Genomic DNA, 26,764 nt, shown 5'->3' with positions numbered 1-26,764 from the left:
TTATATTGATTTTGAGTATCTGTTTTCACTATTTGCAGTAATCAGTTTATCTAATGATGCAGCTACATTACGTACAAATAAGGTTGCTTCGGGTTTAATCATTATATGGTTTTCATCGTATTCTATAATGCCATCACGCTCAAACTCATTCAACATAGATTGGCTATAGTTAAGAGCTGATTTTATTCTGTCTGTTGATAGGTGTAATTCTTCTGCAAGACTGTTCCAGTTGATAGCATAATTACACATCAAGGTAGATATAACAGTTCGGGTTATCTGTTCGTCTTCGCTCAGTATATATCCTTTGGCTATAGGATACTCTCCATTGTTTACCATGTGTATATATGCGTCCAGGTCTTTACTATTTTGACTATAAGCTGTTGCCAGTTGGCTGATACCTGTTACACCAAAAGCATATACTTGTCCGGTAGTTCGGCGAGTACAATACCCCTGAAAATTGCGATGTAGTTTTTTTGTCTGTTCGGCTTCGTAGAGTTCGTCTTCCGGTAAAACAAAATGGTCTAATCCAATACTTTTGTAACCTGCCTCCAATAGTAGCTGTTTAGCTGTTTCGTACAATTTGTTTTTGGTCTCTATAGCAGGAAGACCGGCCTTTTCTAATTTCTTTTGCAACTCGTTTACCCATGGGACGTGCGCATATGAGAATGTAACTATCCTGTCGGGTTTTAATTCTATAGCTTTTTTTATTGTTTCGGCAAAAGTCTCAGGTGTTTGTAGTGGCAATCCGTATATAAAATCCATATTGTAAGGAACATTCTTTTCCTGTAATATTTTTACAATATCCTCTATCGGAGTCCGAGTTTCCTTGCGGTTAGATGCTTTCAGTACATCTTTGTTGAAATCTTGCACTCCAATACTGATACGATTGAATCCGGCATCGAGCAATTCTTTCCAATACAGTTCGTCCATATATCCGGGATGACATTCTATCGCTATTTCAGGATCTTCAATACATTCAAACTCTGATAGGATTATCTCATTCAATGCTTTCAGTACAGAGACCGGTTGAGAGGTAGGTGTTCCTCCACCGTAATGTATTTGTGAAATTTTTCGGTTGTGGTCGAGTAGAGGAAGTACCATCCTTATCTCTTTCTTGAGTGCCTCTATATAGCTGTTTGTTGTATCATCGTTGCGAAACAGCTGAGAATTACAACCACAATAATAACATAGTTGATAACAGAACGGTATGTGTATGTAAATGGAAATATGTTCGGGATCTTGCGTATTGGATGCAATAATAGCCTCCTTGTACGATTGGGCTGTAAAGGAATCGTTAAAGAAGTTTGCCGGAGGATAACTTGTATACCTAGGTACAGGTACACTATATTTCTTCAATAATTCTTGTTTCATCTTTTTCTTTTGGAGCTTTTAGCTTAAATGCAAATAGTATAAATAATAAAGATACAAAAGCAATACACATTTCTACAAAGAATAACCCTTTATATGTGATAAGGGCGGCAATCTTACCTGAGCTTACTCCCATAATGATGCCACTAAGATGTGTGATAACTGTTTGTATCGTAAAGTCAGTTCCTTCATATCCGGGACGTACACAATCCATGGCAGTGGTATATACTACAATAACAGATAGTCCGTAGCTACCCCACAAGAGAGTTATACCCAAATGCAAAGTGGCTATATTTATCGGGAGACATGTAACCAACAGACAAAAGTAGATTGTGGTAACTAGAGTACAAATCGCGAATAACAAGCGGGCTGTATGTCTTCCTATTTTTCTAACAATAAATCCTCCTCCAAATGAAGCCAAGCAACCTATAGAGGTTCCTACTATGCCCGACATAACACCTATTTCCTTCATATTATAGCCATAGTCTACCAGCATAGGTTTCAGCATGGCGAGAACTCCGATAAGACCTGCGTAATACAGAAAAAGAAATACGAGTTGCTTCCAGATTCCTTTTTGTTTAAAGAATCCAAGTATGTCATTAGCTGTTGCTTTTTCCTGTTGTTTTGGTTTTATAATTTCTTCTTTTTGTCCATATCGGAAAAATATAAGAGGAATAAGCGCTATGATTACAAACACAGCAAGAAACGGTAGTAGGTTTGCCCATCCTACTTTGTGGTAAAGTAGCAACAAAATACCTCCACCAATCATTGCTCCTGCAAAACTACCCATCGACTGCATACTGTTTGCAAGGCTCTTATCTTTTCTGCTGAAAGAGATAACCGCTAGAGCATCAGTTGCAATGTCCTGAGTGGCAGATGCTACAAAGGAAAGCACAATAAGCCCGATTATCAGATAAGGAGTGGTCTGGAAGTGCAGAAACGATACGGCAAATATGATACTGGCATATATCAGTTCCGAAGAGAATATCCATCTTTTAAAGTCGGTAAGGCTATAGGTAGATCGGTCTACCATTGGAGACCACAGGAATTTTAGTATCCATGGCAGTTTCAATAATTGCAGCATACCTATTGTTTCCAGCGAGAAATTTTGTTGACGCATAATAACAGGCAACACGGTAGAGAAAAAGCTCATGGGTATTGACTGTGCTATGTACAAACAGAAAAAAGTGAATAGTTTACCTCCTTTTTGGTAGTCTAATCTCATTCGTGGCAATTTAGAATTTAAAGTTCATATTTATACCACATGTAAAAGGCTTTCCTTTTTGCACATAATGTTTAGTGGCATTCGTTGTATTGAAATAATAAGATATATAATCTTTTCCTCCGATATTTTTAGTCCACAAATCTACGGAAAAATTCTTCTTCGAAAAAGTTATTTTCGAATTGTAAAGCCCATAATAAGGTTGGGATATATCATTGCCATCTGTCCAGTAAATTTTACCAGCTCCTGTATATTGTGCGTTTAGTGTAATATTATCCAGCCATTTTGTATTCGTTTGTATTATATAATTGGCTGCCAGCAGAAGCGTGTTTTGCGGAACCATTGGTAGATAATTATTGTCGTAAACTATTGTTTTATCCTGTTTTTCGAGATAGTCTTCATATTCTTTATACTTTGCGCGAGTATATCCATAAGATATCTGAAATGCAAAATTCTTCAAAGGATTTAGCTGAGCTGTTACTTCGAAACCTTTGCTTGCTGATTTTCCAGCATTTTTTATAACAAAACCTTGACCACTTGGCTTGGTACGAGATATTTGCTGATCTTTCCAATCTATATAGAAGAGGCTCGCATCCAATGATAATAAATTATTCCAAAAGCTCGATTTAGTGCCTACTTCATAGCTCCAGCTATGTTCGGGATCGAATATTCTGTCTTCTTCTTTTTCAGCTGTATTATTGAATCCTCCTGTTTTATATCCTTTGGCCACAGTTGCATATACCATCTTGTCGTATCCGTATAAGTATTGTAAAGATAACTTAGGTGTTATCTGCGAAAAGGATGTTTTGCCTTTGACGGTGGGTTCTACCCCTTTTGGAGTGCTTCTGTCCATTGTCGATTTTGTTTTCTCCCAATCGTAGCGTATTCCTGCTATAAGAGAAAGGTTCTGAATAAGTAGATCGTTTATTGTAGATTGGTGATATACAGCAAATCCGTTAGTTGGATTTTTGGCATGTTGTATGGTATGACCACCTGTAGAAAGGTTATCCGTATCATTCATCTGATAATAGTTTTGATGGAATCCGAAAACACCAAACTGCCACTTGTATTTACTATCTTCTTTTAACGATTTTATATTAAACTCCTGAGAATACATTTGCTGACGCTGATAGAAATCGGAATAATATAAGCTTTGCGGAGTAAAATCCTGATCGAGTCCTTGTTTGCCATTGAAAAATTGAAAAGAAGATTGTGATGCTATTTTAAACAGATCTGTCACATACTCCACATTTAGTCCATTAGTGGACATATTACGTCTGAAAAAACTGCGGGCATCATAATCTATATTGTCTATTTTACCTGTCTCTTTATGTAATATTCGGTACGGATACCCATCCTGATCTGAATATTCGTAGGCCAATGTAAGGTGTGCAGTCAACCGGGGCATAATATGCCAGCTAATGCGTGCTCGGGTAGATGCTGCGTCTATAGGATCAGCTTTCTTGTTTGTCGTTATGTTTTTAAAGTAACCTCCCGAATGTCCATAATTTGCAGATAAAGAATATCCTAGTTTATTATCTACTTTACCGTAATGCGACACTCCTGTACTATAGTTGTTATAGTTACCTGCCGATAAGCTAAGGTTTGTACCCGAATACAGAAATGGAGATAGTGTGAATACATTAACAATACCTCCCATAGTATTTCGTCCGTATATTGTTCCTTGAGGCCCTCTTAGTATTTCTATACGTTCTATGTCATTTATATTGATATCGAATGTGGATCGGTCAAAGTATGGTACACCGTCTACATACAGACCCACGGAAGGGGCATTACGATGAGAGCCTATTCCTCTAATATATACAGGAGAGGTCATCTTAGAACCATAATCGGGTATAAAGAGGTTAGGGATGAGCGATGTGATTTCTTTAATATTGACTATATTGAGATTGTTTATATCTTTTTTATTTAGTAATGAGGCTGATATAGGTTGCAGATACAGATTATTGTTTTGCTTAAAAGATTCTATTACTACCTCGTTTCCTGTATACCGTAATACAACAGAATCGGCATCAATAGGCTCGCCTTCAGCATAAATATTGCTTGTCAAAAAAAATGAACATAAAACGAATAGTAGCAATTTATAATAACTCATTATTTTACAGAATGTAATGTTAGCTCTTAGTTGATATGCAAAAGTAAAGAAAGCTATTACAACTAACAATCACTAGATGTAGTGATAAATTAATTATTGTAAATCTAAAACTAAATTTGATACTGATATTAAGACGTAAAGTAACAAACAAAAAATAGCAAAAAGTGTAACTTATGTTACATCTGTTTATGTTCTTATTTCGTTTGTTTTTAGTTGGTTTTATATCTTAGTTTTTTGACAAAAATTAGGTATTTAATACATCTATCTTACACTTCTTTTATACTATGAATAGAAATTTGAAAATAAAATATTCATATCATAAGTGTATTTGTCAACATTTATAACTAAACTTGTAGTTCTAAAGTATAGTTTGAAGGTTTGCCCTAAAGATATCTAGTATTTTGTAATGAAAACACGACGTATTCTGCTCCTTTTTATGTTATTATGTGTTTTTTGTTGTCTGATTGCCAATGAACGGGACTATATATTTTCTAAAATTGACTATCAGCAGGGATTATCCAATAGTGCTGTCCTTTGTTTGTTTCAAGATAATACCGGACTAATGTGGTTTGGTACTTATGATGGTGTAAATTGCTATGACGGAAAAACGATGGAAGTGTACCGTTCCGACTTTTCGGAAAGTAAAACCTTTAGTAATAATGTTATAAGTAGTATTCAGCAAGCTGACAGCAGTTGCTTGTGGATTTCTACTCATTTGGGTATAAACAGGTTTTCTACACGTTCTCGTGAGGTTGTTTGTAGTTACGAGTTTGATAGTGATTATGTACTACACTCTAATGAAAAAGGCAATACATGGGTACTTGGTTATGATTGGATTGCTTATTATAATACCTATCATCGTCAGTTTGTACAGATAAAGGTGCCGGATGTAGAGATGTTAAATGTTGACTATAGAGCGTTTGTAACCGAAAATGGAGATTTATACATGTTTCCGCATGGAAGTGGTGATTATTACCAATTTTCGTTAAGTGCTTTTGATCAGGATACGTTAAAAACACAACTGTCAGTGTCTCCTACAAGTTTTCACCCCAAACCGATAGAATATATTTATTACCAAAATGGAGTGTTTTGTTTCTATGACTCGGATAAAGACTTATTTGTACACGATATTTCGAGAAAATCTAAAATATATATCCGAAATATATCTGCAATGGTTCAGAAATATGGAGATATAAGAGGCATTGTTCCTTTCTACGAGGATATAATGATTGCTTTCAAAACTAACGGACTAATGCGTTTGCGTACTTCTCGAAAATATGAAGAGGAAGTTATTGATCAGAATGTACGCATTTTTGGTATTTATAATGACTCTCGTCAAGGTGTACTTTGGGTCGGATCCGATGGTCAGGGCGCGCTTATGTATTCGAAGAAACATGCAATTGCTACTAATCTGAAAATGAGTAGTCTGTCTCCTAATATAAGCCGACAAGTTAGGTCTGTATTTACTGATAAATATGGAGGTCTGTGGATAGGTACAAAAGGAGATGGATTGCTACATATCAAAGATTACCGTAATGGTATGCAAGCTTCTAAAACTGATATTTATTCAGCTACAGACAAGCAGAAAGCGGTATCGTATGTTAAATGGAGCTCCGAATTTCAGGTATATTGTATGGTACAAAGCTGTTATATGAACGGCTTCTGGGTGGGAACTGGCGCTGCTGGATTGTTATATTATTCTTTCGATGATAATAAATTGCACAAACTGTCAGGTAACATAAAAGAACCTGCTATAGAAGTACATTCCATTTATGAGGCCAGTGATAGTGTATTGTATATAGCTTCTTCAGGTGCCGGATTTCAGAAGGTATCGATCGAAAGAAATGGTAAAGATGTGAGTGTGAATTATCAGAGGCGTTATCATCTTTTTTACGAACAGCGGGAAATCAGTCTTTTCTATAGTGTGATACCTCAGGGCGATTCTATATTATGGCTGGGGAGCAGGCAAAAAGGATTGATCCGATTTGATATGAGGACTGAGGAGTATCAGATTGTTTCGCTCAACGAAATGCTGCATAAGTCAGTAGACGATGTTCTCAGCCTCTGTTGGCATAAAAATGGTCAGTTGTATGTTGGCACTACTGCCGGATTAGTCTGTCTTAACTTTAAAGGTAAAAAAATAGAAGCTTCCTACATTGGACGAGAACAGGGCTTGCTCAATGATATGATACACAGTATTCTGGAAGATGATAATGGCTTCTTATGGCTGGGCACAAATAGGGGATTAATTAAATTTAATCCGGCTAATAATTTCTCCCATGCCTATTATTATAGCGGAGGAATACAAATAGGAGAGTTTAGTGATGATGCTTACTATCGTTGTCCATATACCGGAAGCCTATTCTTTGGAGGTGTAGATGGATTGATCTATATGGATAAAAAAGTAGCTACTATACCCGAATATTCTCCTGATATATTGTTACGCAGGCTGATGATAGGAAGAACGGTAGTAAAACTGGGTGATTATTATACTCCCGATGGAAAAGGATTGGAAATGCAGGGGGCAAAAGTATCTTTCTCTCTATCTTTTATTGTTCCCGACTATGTTAGTGGCGACTATGTCGAGTATTCTTATATCCTCGAAGGATATGATAAAAACTGGAGTATATTTAGTAGTGTCGATGAGGCCTCATATTCGGACGTTCCGGCGGGCGATTATGTTTTTAAAGTTCGTTACAAAAAGGATGTTTTTGATACAGAATATAAGACCTTCTCTATTCTGGTACATATATATCCACCTTGGTATAGAACTACATTAGCATATATTATTTACTTTTTATTAGGCTTAGCTCTTGTTGTTTATGTGGCATATATGATTCGGAAATATTTTCGTCACGAAAAAGCTATGAGAAAGTTGCTGGAAACGGAAAGACGAAATGCTTCATTAACTACAGGCAATTATAAAATTAGAGAGCTTTTAAATAATATTACACTAATATATGGAGCTTGTGATCTGCTACGTGCCGAAAATACTTCTTACGAAGAGCGTTGTCTGAAAGTAGAGCAGATTAGAGAAGCTATTATGTCTCTGTTATTTAGTTTCGGACAAAATAATGGACATCTTAATCAGTTGTCTCCAATACGGTTTTCTGTGTCTGGGCGTATGAGTCTTTTAGAATTATCAAAAGAAGTTCTTCGGACACTGGATGGGCAAGGTGTAAATATATCTTCAATACGTTTAGAGATTTCTGGTAATTTTAGTTTTCAGGTTTATAAAAATGTAATGCGTTGCATTCTTTATTATAGTTATCTCTTTCTTGGCAGAAGAAATGCGTCAGATACAATAGTGAATGCTACCGAAGAAAATGGAAAGATGTTATTCTCTTTTGTTTCTTCTTCTGATGTTATACAGGAGTTGTATAGGTCTCTTTCTGGAGAAAAGGCTACAAATGAAGAGCAAGCTACAGCAGATGCTAATTTTCTGAATCAGACAATGATGAGATTTATCCATTCTGCATTGGATCAGCAGCAATGTAATCTTCTATATACTCATTTGGAACAAGAACAAAAATTAGTTATAGCTTTTGATCCGGTAGTAGATGCAGATAGAGAAGAGGGGAAAAAGATTGTACTATTGCTTGAAGATAGAGATGAAATTGTGTGGTTGATAAGTGAATTATTATCCGACGACTATGTAGTTCATCCGGTAAAAAGTATACAACTTGCATTTGAAGAAATGAATAAATATACTCCGGTCTTATTTTTGGTAGATATGTTGATGTATGCAGAAGCCGAGAATACATTTATGCAATACGTTAACAAATATCGTCACTTGTTGTCTAAAACGGCATTTATACCAATATTAACATGGAAAGTTGATACACATGTTCAGCGGCAATTAATTCTGTGGGCAGATTCGTGTGTTGTATTTCCATATGATATTCTTTTCTTAAAAGAGCTTGTATACAAAGCAATATACGGAAAACAGGAAGCCAAACAAATTTATATAGAAGGTTTATCTGGCTGGCTCGATTCTGTAGTGTGCACAACTACCGAACAAGCTGACTTTATTAAGAAATTTATTCAGATAGTAGAACATAATCTCGATCGTGAAGATCTTGGCTCTACTTTTGTTGCAGAACAAATGGCTATGAGTTCCCGCCAGTTTTACAGGAAGTTTAAAGAAATATCAGGTATGCCACCTAGTGATCTTATTAAGAAATATAGGATAGAGAAGGCTGCCAGACTTTTGATGGACGAAGAACTGTCTATTCAGGATGTTATCTCAGATGTAGGTATTTCCAGCCGTTCTTACTTTTATAAAGAATTTACTCGTAGATTTGGTATGACTCCGAAAGATTATCGCGAACAGCATAAGTCAGACAATATTTCAGAATAACTTCATTGTTTACACAACTTCAAGTTTAGCTGTAGATATATTATTTACTCTAAAGTAGTAGCATGTCGATTATAGAAGAAAAGGTATCTGTTTGGAGAAAGTGATAAAATGAGTTACTATGTGTTAAATCACTGAGTCCTTCATCTAATCTAGGTCTGAGTATTTTAGGTATTGATAGATATATGAGCTATTTTATCAGCTTGCATTTATTCTATAGTTATTTGAAACCTAATTATCGTTTTTTGTATTGTATACATTGTGCTCTTATTTACACTTTATTTTTACTTATTTCGTGTATTTTGCTGGTTATCATGTGGCTATGTTGTGCTCTGAATTACATCTGTGTGCTTCGAATGGACATTTTTAAGACATTCTGATTTTGGCACAGTGGAGGAATGAATGCTATTTTATATTGTCTTAATTTGAATTCGCTAGCAGAAGTTGAACATGTTTGTAACCTTAGTAATTAATAAAAAAACAAGTAAGATGAATTTGTTTAAAATGGAAAAACATCTGGCCGGATCTTTATGGTTGTTGGCTGCAATGCTTACATTGAGTTTAGGAGTATATGCCCAAAATGGTTCGGTCACGGGGCGTATCTCAGACGAGAAGGGAGAATTACTGATTGGTGTAAGTGTACAGGAAAAAGGCACACAAAACGGAACTGTCACTGATATAAATGGTACATATAACCTTAAATTACAGGGCGAAAATTCTATTCTAATAGTTTCGTATATAGGATTTAAACCTCAGGAAGTCAAAGTTAATAAACAGAATGTAGTAGATATTATTCTAGTAGAGAATATATCTTCTTTCGATGAAGTTGTTGTTGTTGGTTATGGAAATCAGCGAAAGGTTTCTGTTGTTGGTGCTCAATCGACATTGGAAGCTAAAGATATGAAAATGCCTGTAGCTAATCTATCTTCAGTTATTTCGGGACGTATTGCCGGAGTTGTTGCAGTACAACGGAGTGGAGAACCGGGACACGATGGATCGGATATCTGGATTAGAGGGTTGTCTACATTACTTGGTCAAAGTTCTAGTCCTTTGGTGTTGGTCGATGGAGTAGAGCGCAGTTTTAGTAATATAGATCCTGAAGATATAGAGTCTTTTACAGTATTGAAAGATGCTTCGGCTACAGCTGTCTATGGTGTACGTGGTGCAAATGGTGTTGTTATTGTAAAAACCAAACCCGGTAAAGTTGGAAAGCCTCAGTTTAGTGTCGATTATTACGAGAGCTTTACACGTCTTACCAAGAAAGTAGAAATGGCAGATGCCTATACATATATGGATGCCCGCAACGAAGCTCAGATGAATAGTAATGGTACTATCAAATATTCCAATGCTTATATAGAAGCTACAAAAAAAGCAAATGGTTTGTTGCCCAACGATAATATGAGACTCTATAATCCTTATTTATATCCGGCTATTGATTGGGCTGACGAGTTGTTCAACGATTGGGGGCATAATCGCAGAGGTAATATAAGTGTACGTGGAGGAGTACCCAATGCAAACTATTATGCGTCGGTGAGTGGATATAGCGAAACAGGTATGACTCGCAATTTTAGGTTAGAAAACTATAATACACAAATGAAATATGATCGCTACAATTTCACTTCTAACTTAAATCTGAAACCAACTTCGAAAACAACTATCGACCTTGGATTTTCAGGCTATTTGGCACAGGGACATTATCCGCAAACAAGTACTAGCACTTTGTATGCAGCAGGTATGGATGTAAATCCTGTGATTTATCCTTTACTGTTGCCTAATGGTACAGTCTCCGGCATCAATTCGCAACAAAAATTCAATCCTTATGGCTTATTGGCTCGAGGAGGGTATTATGAAGAATTTTCCAATCAGTTAAATTCTAATATACGTGTTACTCAGGATTTGGATTTCTGGAGTTGGAGTAAAGGCTTATCTGCCTCTGTTATGGTTGCTTTCGATACTTATAATTCCCGACGAATGAGATATAACCGTAACGAATCTATGTACGCCTTTGCGGGGAAAAAAGGCCCTGATGGATTGTATATAGAAGACACTCTGTTTGATGAAGAAACTGGAGATTACTTATATACTCCACTTCGCGAGGCGGATGGACGATTAGTATTGCAGTCGCCAGAGCAGTGGAGTAATCGTACAGTCTATACCGAGGCTTCTCTGAATTACGATCGTAGTTATGGAAATCATCGTGTAGGCGGATTACTTCTTTACAATCAGAAAGTATATTGGGACTTAAATGCAAGCGATGTTATAGAAGCTATGCCATATAAGCAGCGAGGCTTTGCCGGACGTGCTACTTATTCTTGGAAAGATCGTTATTTTGCCGAATTTAATTTAGGTATTAATGGATCGGAGAATTTTACTCCCGACAAACGTTATGGGGTCTTTCCTGCTTTTGGTATAGGGTGGGCTGTATCTAACGAATCATTCTGGGAGCCAATTCGCCCTTATGTATCTTTTCTTAAGTTTCGTTATACCGACGGCTGGGTAGGTAGTGATACTGCTACAGGAAGACGCTTTATGTATCAGGGTGTATTTACAAATCTAACAGGTACATATTTCGGAACTAATTATAATGGAGCTAGTGGCTATGGTGAAGAAAAATATGGAGTAAATGTTACATGGTCAAAGTCGAGAAAACAGGATCTAGGTATCGACCTCAAGCTTCTGAATGATAAATTGTCTTTTGTTACAGACCTATTTAAAGAACGTCGCGACAATATATTCTTGCAGCGTAGCACCATCCCGTATTATGCCGGTTGGATAGAATCACCATATGCAAATCTAGGAATTGTAGAAAACAAAGGATTTGAGGTATCTATGGATTATACTCAGCAAATAAGTAAAAAAGTCTTTTTGACTCTACGTGGAAACCTTACATATAATAAAGATAAAATCATAGAAAATGATCAGCCGCCGGTAGATTACCCATGGATGGAAACCCGTGGCACAAATGTAAATGCTCGTTGGGGATTCATTGCTGATGGTTTGTTCACCAGTCAAGACGAAATAGACAATCATGCAACCCAGTTTGGAACATTACATATAGGTGATGTTAAATATCGGGATCTTAATGGAGATGGGGTTATCGATAATTATGATAAGACTGTAATAGGGCAAGGTGACGTACCTAAAGTTTATTATGGATTTGGAGCTGATCTACAGATTGGAGACTTTTCCATAAGTGCTTTATTTCAGGGAACGGCAAAGGCGGACCGCTGTCTGTTGGGTAGTTCTATCAATCCTTTTGTTGACGACGAAGGTCGTGACAATACATTTGCCAATATTACCGATCGTTGGAGTCCGGATGACCCAACTAATCAAAATGTATTCTACCCTCGCTTATATGTGGGTAGCAGTATGAATACTAATAATTTTCAACAAAGCACATGGTGGCAAAAAGATGTGAGCTTTCTCCGTTTAAAGCAATTAAATATTGCATACAATATTCCAAAAACGATTACAGATAAGCTCTTTTTGAAGAATGCTAGTATCTATATGATGGGAACTAATTTATTTACTCTATCTAAATTCAAATTATGGGATCCGGAGTTGAATACAAACAATGGTACTATGTACCCGAATGTATCCAGCTATTCAATCGGTGTTAAGTTTAGTTTTTAACCAATGATGAAATAATTGTATGAAAAGTATAGTAAGAAAATGTATATTAACTGCTTCTCTATGTGTTGGTCTGGTTGCGTGCAGCGACTTTTTTGAACCGATTCCCGGCGTACAATTCGGCTTGGAAGAAACATTTTCCTCGAAAGGCAGAACCGAAGAATATCTTAATAATGTATATACATACATAAAAGAGGTTACGGATGCTATTCATCCCGACAAAAACGGGGCAATATTTACCGAAGCATCTCTCGAAGGAGGAAATAAATGGAATAAAACATATGAACAGTGGACTCTGGGATCTGCCAATTCAGCTTCAGATTTAGTAAAGTGGCATTTTGCATCTTATTATCAAGGTATAGCTAAAGCAAGCACATTCATTCAGAATGTAGATATGTGCAAGGAAGCTGCACCTTCGGTACGTGGCAGATGGAAAGCCGAAGCTCGGGCACTAAGGGCATACTATTATTTTGAACTGTTGCGCACTTACGGTCCGGTTCCATTGATCGGAGAAGAACCAATACCTACCGATGCCTCCCTCGATCAGATGATAAAAGAACGGAATACAGTAGATCAGTGTGTCGATTTTATTGCAATTGAATTGCAAAAAGCAGTAGATTCAGGCGACTTACCTCAAAGAGCAGGTAAGGCTAATTTGGGACGTATGGATATTGCCACCTGTTTAGCTTTAAAAGCAAGGTTATATCTATATTGGGCTAGTCCGCTATTTAATGGCAATACGGATTTTGCTACTGTCAAGAATCTGGACGGTACACAATTATTTCCTCAAACGGAAGACCCTACTAAATGGACTAAGGCAAAAGATGCGTATAGCGAGTTTATCTCTTTTGCAACAGGTCAAGGTTATAAACTGGCAACGGTTTATAAAGCTGACGGAACTTTAGATCCTTATGCTTCGTGTCGTGCTGCCACTGAGTTTTACACTACCACATGGGAAGGAGTCGATGAACTCATATTTGCCAGACTAAATAATGCGTATGATTATACCTACTGGACTACTCCTAAATTCTCGGATAATGTAGATACCGAAGTACGTGGCGGCGGTGGTTTTTACACCTCTCAGGAAACAGTGGATATGTTTTTTACCAAGAATGGACTGACCATCGACAAAGACCCTTCCTACGATACTTTCGAAGGTGTGCCTGGTAGTCAGCATTTCACTTCCGAAATATATATGGATCCAAACAATCCTGATCGTCAGTTTTTCAATGGACAAAGATCGAAAGTCCTGAAACAATGGAAAGACCGTGAGCCTCGCTTCTATGTTAATATCACATATAGTGGTTCTACATGGGTGAACGAAGGAAAATATAATGAAAAAATGACATCTGACTTTACAAACGGAGCCAGTGGAAACTGCGGAAAATCAGTTGCTCAAGGCGATTATCCTGTTTCAGGTTACCTGATTCGTAAGGGAGCTAAAGCAGCCAGTAACGATGGCTGGAAACATTTCTCACCCGTGCTTCGTCTTGCCGATATATATCTGGGTTATGCTGAAGTGTTGTGTATGACTAACGATTTGGATGAGTCACTAATTTATCTGAATAAAATTCGTGTGCGTGCCGGTGTCCCTGAATATACTTTCGATACAGAGGCAGGGAAAATAGCTTGTCCTAAAACTCAGGCACAATTACAGAGCCGTATTCGTCGCGAGCGTTTAGTTGAATTAGTATTTGAATGGAATCGCTACTTCGATGTTCGCAGATGGAAAGTGGCAGAAGATAAAAATGATCCGGATAATTGGATTTATCCCGAATATCATCAGGGAGGAGAAGGTGGCAAAGTATATGGTATGAATTCGGACGAAGACTATCCGAAGTTCTTTGAAAGAACAGTTTTTGAAAATCGTCAGGCTTTCACCAAAAAGTATTATTTCATGCCTATACCTTACGATGATATTCGCCGTATCCCTAAGCTGGTACAAAATTATGGATGGTAAAAACGGATAAAAATTAAAAAATATTCAACTATAACAAGAGTCCGAAGAAGAGAGAATCTTCGGACTCATAAAACTAAGTTTTATAATGAATAAATTAAAGATTCTGTTGCTTTTATTCTGCTGTTTATTTCGGTTTGGCTTAACGATCGCTCAAACTTCAACAAAAGATGTGGTAGACTATGTTAATCCGTTGATGGGAACCGACTCAAAGATTTCTCTTTCCAATGGAAATACATATCCGGCTATTGCCATGCCATGGGGGATGAATTTCTGGATGCCGCAGACAGGTAAGATGGGTGATGGTTGGGCATATACATATGCTTCTGATAAGATAAGAGGGTTTAAGCAGACTCATCAGCCTAGCCCTTGGATAAACGATTACGGACAGTTTTCTCTCATGCCTGTGACCGGAAAGCTGAAAATAGATCAGGATAGTCGTGCTTCGTGGTTTTCGCACAAGTCGGAAATAGCGAAACCTTACTATTATAGTGTCTATTTATCCGAGTATAATATGACTACAGAGATAGCACCAACAGAACGTTGTGCCTATTTCAGATTTACTTTTCCTGAAACAGACGACGCATTTGTAGTTATAGATGCTTTTGACAGAGGTTCGTATATAAAAGTAATTCCGGAACAGAATAAAATTGTTGGTTACACTACACGTAATAGCGGAGGCGTGCCTCAGAATTTTAAAAATTATTTTGTTATAGAGTTTGATAAGTCCTTTACTTTTAATAAGGTGTGGGCTAACTATAAGTTAGTAGATCAGCACTTGGAATTGGCTTCGGATCATGTGGGAGCAGCTATAGGATTTGCTACCCAAAAAGGTGAGCAAGTACATGCTAAGGTAGCTTCTTCATTTATCAGCCTCGAACAGGCTGAATTAAATTTGAAGGAAATTGGAGAAAAGAACTTCGAACAAACTAAAGCTGCCGGACGAAAAGCGTGGAATGACATACTTGGACGTATAGATATAGAAGATAATGATATGGATCATGTACGAACATTCTATTCCTGTCTATATCGTTCTGTTCTTTTCCCTCGCATGTTTTACGAAATAAATGCTAAAGGAGAGACTATTCACTATAGCCCATACAATGGCGAAGTACGGCCAGGATATATGTTTACCGACACGGGTTTTTGGGATACATTTCGTTGTTTACTCCCATTTGTAAATCTGCTGTATCCCTCGATGGGAGAAAAAATGCAGGAAGGATTGTTAAATACTTATCTTGAGAGCGGATTTTTTCCTGAATGGGCTAGTCCGGGACATCGTGGATGTATGGTTGGTAATAATTCGGCTTCAGTGGTGGCTGATGCCTATCTCAAAAATGTAACAAGAGCAGATGCAGATAAAATGTATCAAGGCCTACTGAAAGGTGCAAATAATGTACACCCTCACGTGTCTTCTACAGGACGTTTGGGGTATGACTACTACAATAGACTAGGCTATGTTCCTTACAATGTAGGTATCAATGAAAATGCAGCACGTACGCTCGAATATGCTTATGACGACTGGTGTATCTATCAAATGGGTAAAAAGCTAGGACGTCCGGCAGATGAATTGGCGATATATAAGGAAAGAAGCCAGAACTATCGCAATCTGTTTGACGAAGAAACAAAACTAATACGTGGTAAGAATGAAGATGGAACATTCCAGAAGCCATTCAATCCTTTCAAGTGGGGCGATGCTTTTACCGAAGGTAATAGCTGGCATTATACATGGTCGGTATTCCACGATGTACAGGGATTAATAAATCTAATGGGAGGTAAGAAAATGTTTGTAAACATGCTCGATTCTGTATTCAATCTTCCGCCTATTTTCGATGATAGCTATTATGGCGGTGTGATACACGAAATCAGGGAAATGGAGATAATGAATATGGGTAATTATGCTCATGGCAACCAACCTATACAGCACATGATTTATCTATATGGCTACGCTGGTGAACCTTGGAAAACACAGTATTGGTTGCGAGAGGTAATGGATCGTCTCTATATGGCTACTCCCGATGGTTATTGTGGTGATGAGGATAACGGGCAAACATCTGCATGGTATGTATTTACTGCACTCGGATTTTATCCGGTATGTCCCGGAAGCAACGAATATGTACTGGGAGCTCCTTATTTCAAGAAAGCGACTATTTCTTTCGAGAATGGTAAGAAACTCGAGATATCTGCACCTAAAAATAGTGCTGAAAATCGCTATATACGCCTCCTTAATTATAATGGGAAAAACTATACGAAGAACTATGTAAATCACTTCGATTTACTGAAAGGCGGACGCATGATATTCGATATGGATGGTCGTCCTTCCCCAAAAAGAGGGATAAACGATACGGATTTTCCATATTCTTTTTCTAATGAAAAATGATTGTAAAAAAGACTAAAAATTAATATTATGAAATATTGTAGAAATCTGATTTTAGGGATATTTTCTATGTTGACTTTGTTCTCTTGCTATGGCGAAGAAGATAGTTTTGCAGTCCCTTCTATCTATAAAGACTATCAACAAAATCCTGAAGGAGGCGAAAGCTTAACCGGATATGCGGTCGCTCCTGTAAAAGACGCTAAATATGATGATGTTCTCAACGAATTGTATATTAGTTGGGACGGAAGTAATTCTTCGTGGGAAAAGAGAGATGAATATGTCGGAGCAGAGGTGGAGTTTTACTCTCTTCTGTCAGGGAAAAAAGTGAAACGGGTTATGATCCCTAATATTGGCGATTTTGGTAATTTGACAGTCAAGAAACGTGATTATAATAACGAACCGAGTACCCTACATCTGAGTAAATATCGTACAGTAGTAGTTACAGATCGCTATGGAGTAGACGAACTTCGTTTTCGTTCCATTTATAAAGATGCTGATGGTGTTCAAAAAATGAGCGATTGGGTAAAGTTAAGTGATCAAAATATAGAGGTAGACAAAAACTATCTAGCTTGGCAATTTTTCAAAAATAATGTAGTCAGCCCTGTTCAAATTTCTTTTTCTACGTCTTCTACAAAGTCTACCGCTGCTATTGTTGATCTGGTAGGACAAGGTAATGAAGCTAAAGCCAAAGAAGAATTTCAAAAATGGTATTATATGGATTGTGCAGCTATGTCATTCGATCCTTACAATATGGCTTTCGACCCTTACAAGAATTTGGATATACATATTGCTGATAATGTAGGAGTAGCTAATGCTATAGACTGGCCTAACCATACTACCGGCAGAAGAATCAATTACGAGGCTAGTGTCGGAAATCCTAATTCAGACTTATGGAAACTACCCGATATGCAACATGTGATGATGCACGAAATGGGTCACTGTGTAGAATGGATGCCCAAGGCTGGAAAATATATTAAAGAAGGAATACAGGACTGCGATCGCCAAGGATATCAGGAAGGATGGCCTGATGCCGTGAAGATAGCGAGCAAAGGATATATTCTGGCTACTCAAAAAGCTGAATATAGGTCGGCAATAGAAAAACCGTATCAAAATCCTCAGAGCGATAAATATTATGTGTGGCAGATAGATTATAACACATCCGGAGCATTTATGAGTTGGTTGCGTATCTATAACGGAGACTTTGTGCGTATGATGCCTTGGACAGTGCTCATGGACGATCTGACAGACAAGTGGAGCCTCGAAGATGCAGTTAAATATACGCTCAGAGAAAGCTACCCTAATATAACAATAAAGGAACTTTGGGACGAATACAAAACCGAAGTTGAAGCGTTTTTACAAAATAATTAGAGATGTTCAGAAAACAGTTTTTAGCAATAGTTATCGGGGTGTTCTCTTTGCCTGTTATAGCACAGCGGCCTGTCGATTATGTCAATCCTATAATTGGTACCGATGGAATGGGACATACTTTCCCCGGAGCTTGTACTCCTTTTGGGCTTGTGCAGTTAAGTCCTGATACGGATACTATTCCTCATAATATTAATGGCACGTATCAGAAGAATGTATATGAATATTGTGCAGGCTATCAGTATAAGGATAAAACAATAGTTGGCTTTAGTCATACCCATCTTAGTGGTACAGGGCATTCCGATTTGGGAGATATTCTATTAATGCCGGCTACCGGAGATCTGAAATTGAACCCCGGACATGCTGACTTTTCCGGCGAAGGATATCGTTCCCGTTTTAGTCATGCTACAGAGAAGGCTACACCCGGTTATTATGAAGTAGTGCTTGATGATTATTCTATTAAAGCCCAGCTTACAGCAACGCCACGTGTAGGAGTGCATAAATATACTTTTCCAAAAGAAGAGGACGGACACCTTATACTAGACCTCGTACATGGTATCTACAATTACGATGGTAAAGTTCTTTGGTCAAGCTTAAGGGTAGAAAATGATACTTTGCTGACAGGCTACCGTATTACCAATGGCTGGGCACGTACCAACTATACTTATTTTGCGATTTCTTTTTCTCAGCCTGTTCTTTCTTATGGATATAAGGATAAAGCAAAAACGCTGTATAAAGGATTTTGGCGTAGATTCAATCAAGAGCAAAACTTTCCAGAGATTGCAGGTCGTAATATAGTCACTTATTTCAATTTCGATACTAAGCATAACCCTGAATTAGTCGTTAAAGTAGCTTTGTCTGCTGTTAGCACAGAGGGCGCAGTTAAAAATTTGCACGCTGAGGCTTCCGGACGAAGTTTTGAACAGTTGGCAAAGATTGCGACAGAAGTATGGAATAATGAACTGGATCATTTCGAAATAGAAGGTACATCTGATCAGAAGACTATGTTTTATACTTCGCTTTACCACACTATGATTAATCCATCGATATATATGGATGTTGATGGCCTTTACAGAGGGGTCGATAATAATATTCATCGGGCTGAAAATTTTACTAATTATACGATATTCTCGCTTTGGGATACATATCGGGCCGAACATCCTTTTCTTAACTTGATAAAACCCGAACGCAATGCCGATATGGCAGAGTCTATGATAAAACATCAGCAACAGAGCGTACACAAGATGTTACCTGTTTGGAGTCATATGGGTAATGAAAACTGGTGTATGAGTGGCTATCATGCTGTTTCGGTATTGGCTGACGCTATAACTAAGAATGTATATAAAAATACAGGAGAAACTCTGAACGCAATGGTCAGTACATCAAATGTTCCTTATTATGAAGGTGTTACCGACTATATAAAGTTAGGATATATACCTTTAGATAAAAGCGGTACGGCAGCATCTTCCACTTTAGAATATGCATACGACGACTGGGCTATTTATAAAACGGCTTTGGCTACGGGAAATACTGATGTTGCAGAGATCTACAAGAAACGAGCATTGAATTATCGTAATATTTATGATTCTTCTATTGGCTTTGCCCGCCCGCGTTATAGTGATGGTTCTTTTAAGAAAGATTTTGATGTATTGCAAACTTATGGAGAGGGCTTCATAGAGGGCAATTCATGGAATTTCTCTTTTCATGTACCTCACGATGTGTTTGGAGTAATGTCTTTGATGGGTGGTGATAAGTCTTTTGTAGAGAAGCTTGATAAATTGTTTTCGATGCATCTGCCCGAAAAATATTATGAACACAATGAAGATATTACAGAAGAATGTCTTGTTGGCGGATATGTGCATGGAAATGAACCCAGCCATCATATTCCGTATCTCTACGCATGGACGTCACAGCCTTGGAAAACACAGTATTGGCTAAGAGAGATCTTGAATAAGATGTATAAAAATGATATTAAAGGGTTGGGAGGAAATGACGATTGTGGACAGATGTCAGCTTGGTATATTTTTTCTGTAATTGGATTTTATCCTGTATGTCCTGGTTCTGATCAATATATATTTGGTGCACCTTATTTGCCTTATCTGAAATTGAAGTTGCCGAATGGAAATATATTAGAGATTAAAGCTCCGGCAGTTAGTGATAAAAACCGATATGTGCAGTCTTTGAAACTAAATGGACGCGACTATAGTAAGACATACATTACCCATGATGATATTTTGAAAGGAGGAACACTTGAATTCAAAATGTCTTCGTATCCTAACAAACATCGAGGACTAACTCCCGATGATAAACCTTATTCGTTGACTAACGGAATATAATAATAACAATATAAGAAAAGATGAAGAGAAAATATTTATTGTATGCCATTTGTGTATTGGCAGGTATTAGTGCTTGTTCTGCAAGTAAGAAAGGACAGGGGGAAAGTATATCCGATTTATGGAAACGTTACGATGTGGGAATAGTCATTTTTGAGGATAAAGCACCACAAACTAAAGGGTCTGATATCTATCACCGTATTATACCTGATGCCGAATCGTATATAAAAGAGCAGGCTAGAGCTGTATTAGCTACGCTTTATAGTTCGCCGGAAGACAGTATTCCTCCTGTCAGTAAAATTCATTATACGTTGGAAGACATTGACGGTATTTCGGCAAAAGGAGGCGACCATGGTGATATTACTATCTTTTATAGTACTCGTCATATAGAAACCTCATTTGCCAATAATGATACGATCAAGCTTTTCTTCGAAACCAGAGGAGTTCTATTGCACGAACTAACCCATGCTTATCAACTCGAACCTCAGGGGATTGGTTCTTATGGTACCAACCGTGTGTTTTGGGCATTTATAGAAGGTATGGCTGATGCTGTACGTATAGCAAACGGAGGCTTTGGTCCCGATGCACGTCCCAAGGGTGGGAACTATATGGATGGCTATCGTACTGCCGGATACTTTTTTGTTTGGTTGTGCGATAATAAAGATCCTGAATTTTTGCGCAAATTCAACCGTAGTACATTAGAGGTTGTTCCCTGGTCATTCGATGGTGCTATCAAGCATATTTTAGGAGATCAATACAATATAGATGAACTGTGGCGCGAATATCAAATTGCTGTCGGGGATATTCAAGTATAAACAAATCTGTATGAAAACACTTAGGCATTTTCTTTTCGTTTTACTGCTTTTAGTCTCTTTGACAAATATAGCGCAAACTGTTAAGTTGACCGACTATGTGAACCCTTTTGTGGGTACTGATGGCTATGGGAATGTATATCCGGGTGCTCAAATTCCATTTGGAGGAATACAAATTAGTCCCGATACAGACCGTAAATATTATGATGCAGCTTCCGGATATAAGTATAAACACACTACCATTTTAGGATTTAGTCTGACTCATCTTAGTGGAACAGGTATTCCCGATTTAGGCGATTTTCTGTTTATGCCCGGCATAGGGGAAATACATCTCGATCCGGGAACACATGAAGATACCAAAGGCGGTTATCGCTCTCGTTATTCGCACAATAAAGAATGGGCGTCGCCCAACTATTATGCAGTCGAATTGTCTGATTATGGCATAAAAGCAGAGATGACCTCCGGAGTACGTAGCGGCATATTTCGCTTTACTTATCCTAAATCGGATAAAGCATTTATACTTATAGATATGGATCATACATTGTGGCAGTCATGCGAATGGGCCAACCTTCGTATGGTAAATGATTCTACTATCACCGGATATAAGTTGGTAAAAGGATGGGGACCCGAGCGATATGTTTATTTTACTGCTGTTTTTTCTAAAAAACTAACAGGGCTACGTTTTATGCAGGACAAAAAGCCTGTGATTTATAACACTTCCCGTTTTCGAAGCAGCTATGAGGCTTGGGGTAAAAATCTGATGGCTTGTATATCTTTCGATACCGAAGAAGGAGAAGAAGTAATTGTGAAAACAGCTATTTCAGCAGTCAGTACAGATGGAGCTATGCGTAATATAAAGGAATTGGATAATATCTCGTTCGATAGTTTGAAGAATCGTGGAGAGCGTCTTTGGGAAAAAGAACTTGGTAAATATACGTTAGTTGCTGATAAGAAAACCAAAGAAACTTTTTATACTTCTGCTTATCATTCAGCATTACACCCATTTATCTTTCAAGACTCTGACGGAAGTTTCCGAGGTTTGGATAAGAATATCGAAAAAGCAGAGGGGTTCACTAACTATACAGTGTTTTCTCTTTGGGATACTTATCGGGCATTGCATCCATGGTTTAACCTAGTTCAGCAGGACGTAAATGCAGATGTAGCAAATTCTATGCTTGCTCATTACGATAAGAGTGTAGAAAAAATGTTGCCTATCTGGTCGTTTTACGGTAATGAGACATGGTGTATGATTGGCTACCACGCAGTTTCGGTATTGTCTGATATGATTGTCAAAGGAGTCAAAGGATTCGATTACGAGCGAGCTTATCAGGCTATGAAAGCCACAGCAATGAATCCTAACTACGATTGCTTACCTCTGTATAGTACTCTAGGTTATGTTCCGTTCGACAAAGAAGCAGAATCTGTTTCCAAAACACTGGAATATGCCTACGACGATTATTGTATAGCTCAGGCGGCCAAATGTCTTGGAAAAGAAGATGACTATCATTATTTCCTCAATCGGGCACTCTCTTATCAGACTCTTATAGACCCCGAAACTAAATATATGCGAGGAAGAGATAGTCGAGGAAATTGGCGTACGCCGTTTACTCCTATAGCCTATCAGGGACCTGGGTCAGTACATGGTTGGGGAGACATAACCGAAGGCTTTACTCTGCAATATACATGGTATGTTCCACATGATGTACAAGGCTATATCAACGAGATGGGTAAAGATTTGTTTCGCAAGAGACTCGACGATTTGTTTACAACTGATTTGCCTGAGGATATTCCCGGAGCACATGATATACAAGGGCGCATAGGAGCATACTGGCATGGTAATGAACCGTGTCATTATATAGCTTATCTCTACAATTATGTAAAAGAACCTTGGAAATGCCAAAAGTGGATTCGTACTATTGCTGACCGTTTCTATGGTAATACGCCCGATGCATTGAGTGGAAATGACGATTGCGGGCAGATGTCGGCTTGGTACATGTTCAATTGTATAGGCTTTTATCCTATTGCACCATCAAGCAATATTTATAACATTGGTTCTCCTTGTGTAGAGGCTATTACTGTAAAAATGAGTAATGGGAAAATAATAGATATGATTGCTGATAACTGGTCAAAGGAGAATATCTATGTGAAAGAATTATACGTAAACGAGAAAAAATATGACAAGTCGTACCTGAGGTACGAAAATATTAGTGACGGGGTGAAATTACGCTTTGTGATGAGTGATAAACCAAACTATAGGCGTGCGGTATCGGACGATGCTGTAGCACCTTCTCTTTCTTTACCGGGAAAGACAATGAAATATCAAAATAAATAATATACCTAATGTTAATTAAAAATAGACTATTATGAAAAAAGTATTATTTGCATTAGTAGTGTTGTGTGCAGTTTTCTATAGCTGCGACTCACTCGACTTGAGCGATGTGGGATATGGCGATGGAGACCGTTTAAAACCTTCGGACGTGAAACCGATAGTATATGCAGCTCCTGATGGCTGTTGGGCAACAGAGTATGCCGGATATAAATTTTATTTTCAATTTAAAGAATCAGGAACAGTAACGATGGATTCTGAGCAGATGAAAGACCCTACTGAATCTGCTGCTACTTTTACTACAAAAAGAAAAGAGACTTTGTTAACTATCGAGGGAGGAGGGCATTTTGCTTATCTAGGTAGTGATTTGACCGAAGATCAATTGGTTATTTCAGAAGTTTCAAAAGATAAAATAGTTTGTAAAGGAGAGAACACCGGAGCATCATTAATTCTTGTTCCGGCCACAAAAGCTGCTATGGATGCCAATACGGCTCAGAAAGCTGATTTTTTGGAAAAAATAAGAGATTATGCATCACTTACTCCGGCCGTGATAAGATATGGCAGTGAGCAATTTGTAGCCTATTATATGACATATGTGGATTATCAGAAATTTGAAATAAAGATTAAAGTAATTACAATAGAAAAAACAGGAGATAGCGATTTATATGGTCATACGAAAGTATATACTTCGACTCTAAAAAAAGAAGGCGAATTATTTCTGTTAGAAACACCTGTACCCGAATTTAAGACAATGACTACGAGTGATAAATGTTCTATAGAAAGTATTAAGGTTAAAGATGGTGTGGTAACTATTAATGGATTGAATTCGGCTCAGTTAACTGTGACTTCTAATGATGCTGCTGTTGTTACATTCGATAATTACCAAACAAAATGGGCATGTGCAAAAGAATCTGTTCATGGTACTAAAGGTGCTGCATGTCAGGAGATATGGAATGAAACAGGTTCTAAGATAGATGGGGTCTCCTCAGCTACAGTAGTATCTATCGAATTATTTAGTAGTTATGGAGATGATAATATGAAGATGTCTCGTCCATTTGTATTTTGGGCAATGAATGCCAGTGGTTATTCCACTTTGGCTTTCCCAAGTAGTGCTCCGGGTGCAAGTATAACAAGGGATGGAGAACGTGATAGAGTATTCTTTACAAAGATGTCTTCAACCGGAATAGTAGGGTGGGGTGGCTTCACTCAAGAAGAAATTGCCGGCATCAATACTAAATTCACTATATTCTTAGGCTTCTGGTACGATAAGGATGGACTTTATGTAGCTAAATTAAAAGACTATATTTATTTACTAAGTCCTACTTCTGGCATGTGGGTAAAATTACAAAAAGGCTAAATGAATTTAAATAACCACATAATAAACGACAAACTAAATTAATTTACTAATAACTAATTTTCTGATAATGAAAAAACTGTATTTGTTCTTGATCCTTAGTATTATTTCCTTTCTCTGTGCAGGTGCTCAGACAAAATCACTTCATCAGTTACAACAGGATTTTGTAGATTTACGATTCGGTATGTTTATTCATTTTAATATGCCAACGTTTTTTAACGAAGATTGGCCCGATCCTGATGCTTCTCCTGAATTGTTTAATCCTGTAAAAATGGATTGTAAACAGTGGGCGCAGGCTGCTAAATCTGCAAATATGACATATGGTTGCCTTACTACAAAGCACCATAGTGGATTCTGTATATGGGATACGAAAACAACTGATTATAGTGTGATGAATAGTCCTTTTAAACGAGATGTAGTGAAAGAGTATGCCGATGCGTTTCGGGCTGAAGGATTAGGAGTGATGCTTTATTACTCAATTCTTGATACGCATGCTCGTCTACGTCCTAATAGTATAACACCAAAGCATATAGATATGATCAAAGCACAGCTTCGTGAACTGCTTACCAACTATGGAGAAATCTCTGCTTTGATTATTGATGGATGGGATGCTCCTTGGTCACGAATTTCTTACGATGAAGTCCCTTTCGAAGAAATTTACCGTTTGATTAAATCTATACAGCCAAACTGTTTGGTAATGGATCTTAATGCAGCCAAATATCCTGCTGAAGCTCTATTTTATACCGATATAAAGTCTTATGAGCAAGGAGCCGGGCAGCATATATCGAAAGATTCGAACCGATTGCCTGCCTTATCTTGCTTACCATTGCAGGCAAACTGGTTTTGGAAAGAAAGCTTCCCTGCTACAGTTGTGAAATCGCCAGAAAAGATGGTAAATGATAATATTATTCCTATGGGTAAAGTATATTGTAACTTTATACTAAATGTGGCACCTAACAGAGATGGGCTTATAGATGCAAATGCACTGAAAGCCCTGAAAGAAATAGGAAAGCTTTGGAAAAATGATGGACAAGTTGCAGTTATTCCACAGGCTGATGCTCCTATCATTTCTTCCAATATTGCTAAGTACAAACCATCTGAGGGTACTTGGAGTAGCGATTATGCAATAATGGATTTTGCGAATGATGATGATTTTGGTTCTTGTTGGAATTCAAATCCGGAAGTAAAGAATCCTTGGTATTCAGTATCTCTGAATAAAGAACAGGCTTTCAATATGATTGTTATCACAGATAGAAATAATGACCGATTGCAGGAGTACCGTTTAGAATATCGTGTAAATGATGCTTGGAAGCCCCTTTATGAAGGAAAAGCTCCAACATCGTTGAAAGTAAAGATACATCGTTTCGATACGGTATGGGGAGATGCTGTGCGCATGGTGGTGATAAAGTCTAATGGAACTCCTTCTATTGCCGAATTTGGAGTTTATAATGAGAGAAAATAAGATCACGATAGTGTGATAGGATATAAGAAAGGCGTGGGATAGATTAATATTTCACGTCTTTTTTATATCCTTAAAAAGGAATGTT

Annotated in this window: 13 protein-coding genes; 10 read left to right on the top strand and 3 right to left on the bottom strand. The window is 37.7% G+C overall.

The genetic code is table 11. The annotated features are described in order from the left end of the window. From hemN to BGC7_RS11590, 3 genes are read right to left on the bottom strand one after another with little or no spacing between them, the layout of a single operon-like run. The gene (gene hemN / locus BGC7_RS11600) at positions 1–1,371 is read right to left on the bottom strand and encodes an oxygen-independent coproporphyrinogen III oxidase (RefSeq protein WP_050701749.1); all 1,371 of its coding nucleotides are present in this window, start codon (positions 1,369–1,371) and stop codon (positions 1–3) included. Further along, positions 1,343–2,593 carry an MFS transporter gene (locus BGC7_RS11595; protein ID WP_050701748.1) on the bottom strand — a complete coding sequence of 417 codons (1,251 nt, stop codon included), beginning with the start codon at positions 2,591–2,593 and terminating at the stop codon, positions 1,343–1,345. The genes hemN and BGC7_RS11595 overlap by 29 nt, the downstream gene beginning before the upstream one ends. 10 nt (positions 2,594–2,603) lie before the next feature. Beyond that, positions 2,604–4,661, bottom strand: coding sequence for a TonB-dependent receptor (locus BGC7_RS11590; protein ID WP_242034371.1), 2,058 nt, complete (start codon positions 4,659–4,661; stop codon positions 2,604–2,606). A 451-nt stretch (positions 4,662–5,112) separates the two neighbouring features. Between BGC7_RS11590 and BGC7_RS11585 the strand changes: the two genes are divergently transcribed. The 10 genes from BGC7_RS11585 to BGC7_RS11540 all read left to right on the top strand — a co-directional run bounded on the left by BGC7_RS11585 (position 5,113) and on the right by BGC7_RS11540 (position 26,679). Next, positions 5,113–9,066: a two-component regulator propeller domain-containing protein gene (locus tag BGC7_RS11585; protein ID WP_050701746.1), complete on the top strand. Its 3,954-nt coding sequence runs from the start codon at positions 5,113–5,115 to the stop codon at positions 9,064–9,066. Positions 9,067–9,552: 486 nt separating this feature from the next. Further along, a complete protein-coding gene (locus tag BGC7_RS11580) occupies positions 9,553–12,696 on the top strand; it encodes a SusC/RagA family TonB-linked outer membrane protein (RefSeq protein ID WP_050701791.1) in 3,144 nt (1,047 codons plus the stop codon). Positions 12,697–12,715: 19 nt separating this feature from the next. Continuing rightward, the gene (locus tag BGC7_RS11575) at positions 12,716–14,653 is read left to right on the top strand and encodes a RagB/SusD family nutrient uptake outer membrane protein (RefSeq protein ID WP_050701745.1); all 1,938 of its coding nucleotides are present in this window, start codon (positions 12,716–12,718) and stop codon (positions 14,651–14,653) included. An 85-nt stretch (positions 14,654–14,738) separates the two neighbouring features. Then, the gene (locus BGC7_RS11570) at positions 14,739–17,030 is read left to right on the top strand and encodes a GH92 family glycosyl hydrolase (RefSeq protein WP_050701744.1); all 2,292 of its coding nucleotides are present in this window, start codon (positions 14,739–14,741) and stop codon (positions 17,028–17,030) included. A gap of 27 nt (positions 17,031–17,057) precedes the next feature. Continuing rightward, entirely contained in the window at positions 17,058–18,395 is a 1,338-nt protein-coding gene (locus BGC7_RS11565; RefSeq protein ID WP_050701743.1) for a hypothetical protein, read from the top strand. Between the two features lie 2 nt (positions 18,396–18,397). After that, positions 18,398–20,728 (top strand): GH92 family glycosyl hydrolase, encoded by a 2,331-nt coding sequence (locus BGC7_RS11560; RefSeq protein ID WP_050701742.1) that lies wholly within the window; start codon positions 18,398–18,400, stop codon positions 20,726–20,728. A 20-nt stretch (positions 20,729–20,748) separates the two neighbouring features. Beyond that, positions 20,749–21,540: a basic secretory family protein gene (locus BGC7_RS11555; protein WP_050701741.1), complete on the top strand. Its 792-nt coding sequence runs from the start codon at positions 20,749–20,751 to the stop codon at positions 21,538–21,540. A 10-nt stretch (positions 21,541–21,550) separates the two neighbouring features. Next, positions 21,551–23,869, top strand: coding sequence for a GH92 family glycosyl hydrolase (locus BGC7_RS11550; RefSeq protein ID WP_050701740.1), 2,319 nt, complete (start codon positions 21,551–21,553; stop codon positions 23,867–23,869). Positions 23,870–23,900: 31 nt separating this feature from the next. Next, a complete protein-coding gene (locus tag BGC7_RS11545; protein ID WP_050701739.1) occupies positions 23,901–25,220 on the top strand; it encodes a hypothetical protein in 1,320 nt (439 codons plus the stop codon). A 67-nt stretch (positions 25,221–25,287) separates the two neighbouring features. Then, positions 25,288–26,679: an alpha-L-fucosidase gene (locus BGC7_RS11540; RefSeq protein ID WP_050701738.1), complete on the top strand. Its 1,392-nt coding sequence runs from the start codon at positions 25,288–25,290 to the stop codon at positions 26,677–26,679. The last annotated feature ends 85 nt before the right edge of the window (positions 26,680–26,764 follow it).

Origin of the sequence: Dysgonomonas sp. BGC7, assembly GCF_001261735.1 — a bacterium.
GTDB lineage: Bacteria > Bacteroidota > Bacteroidia > Bacteroidales > Dysgonomonadaceae > Dysgonomonas.
The sequence above is the reverse complement of the archived record's forward strand: the minus strand, read 5'-3'. Positions and strand labels throughout refer to the sequence as shown.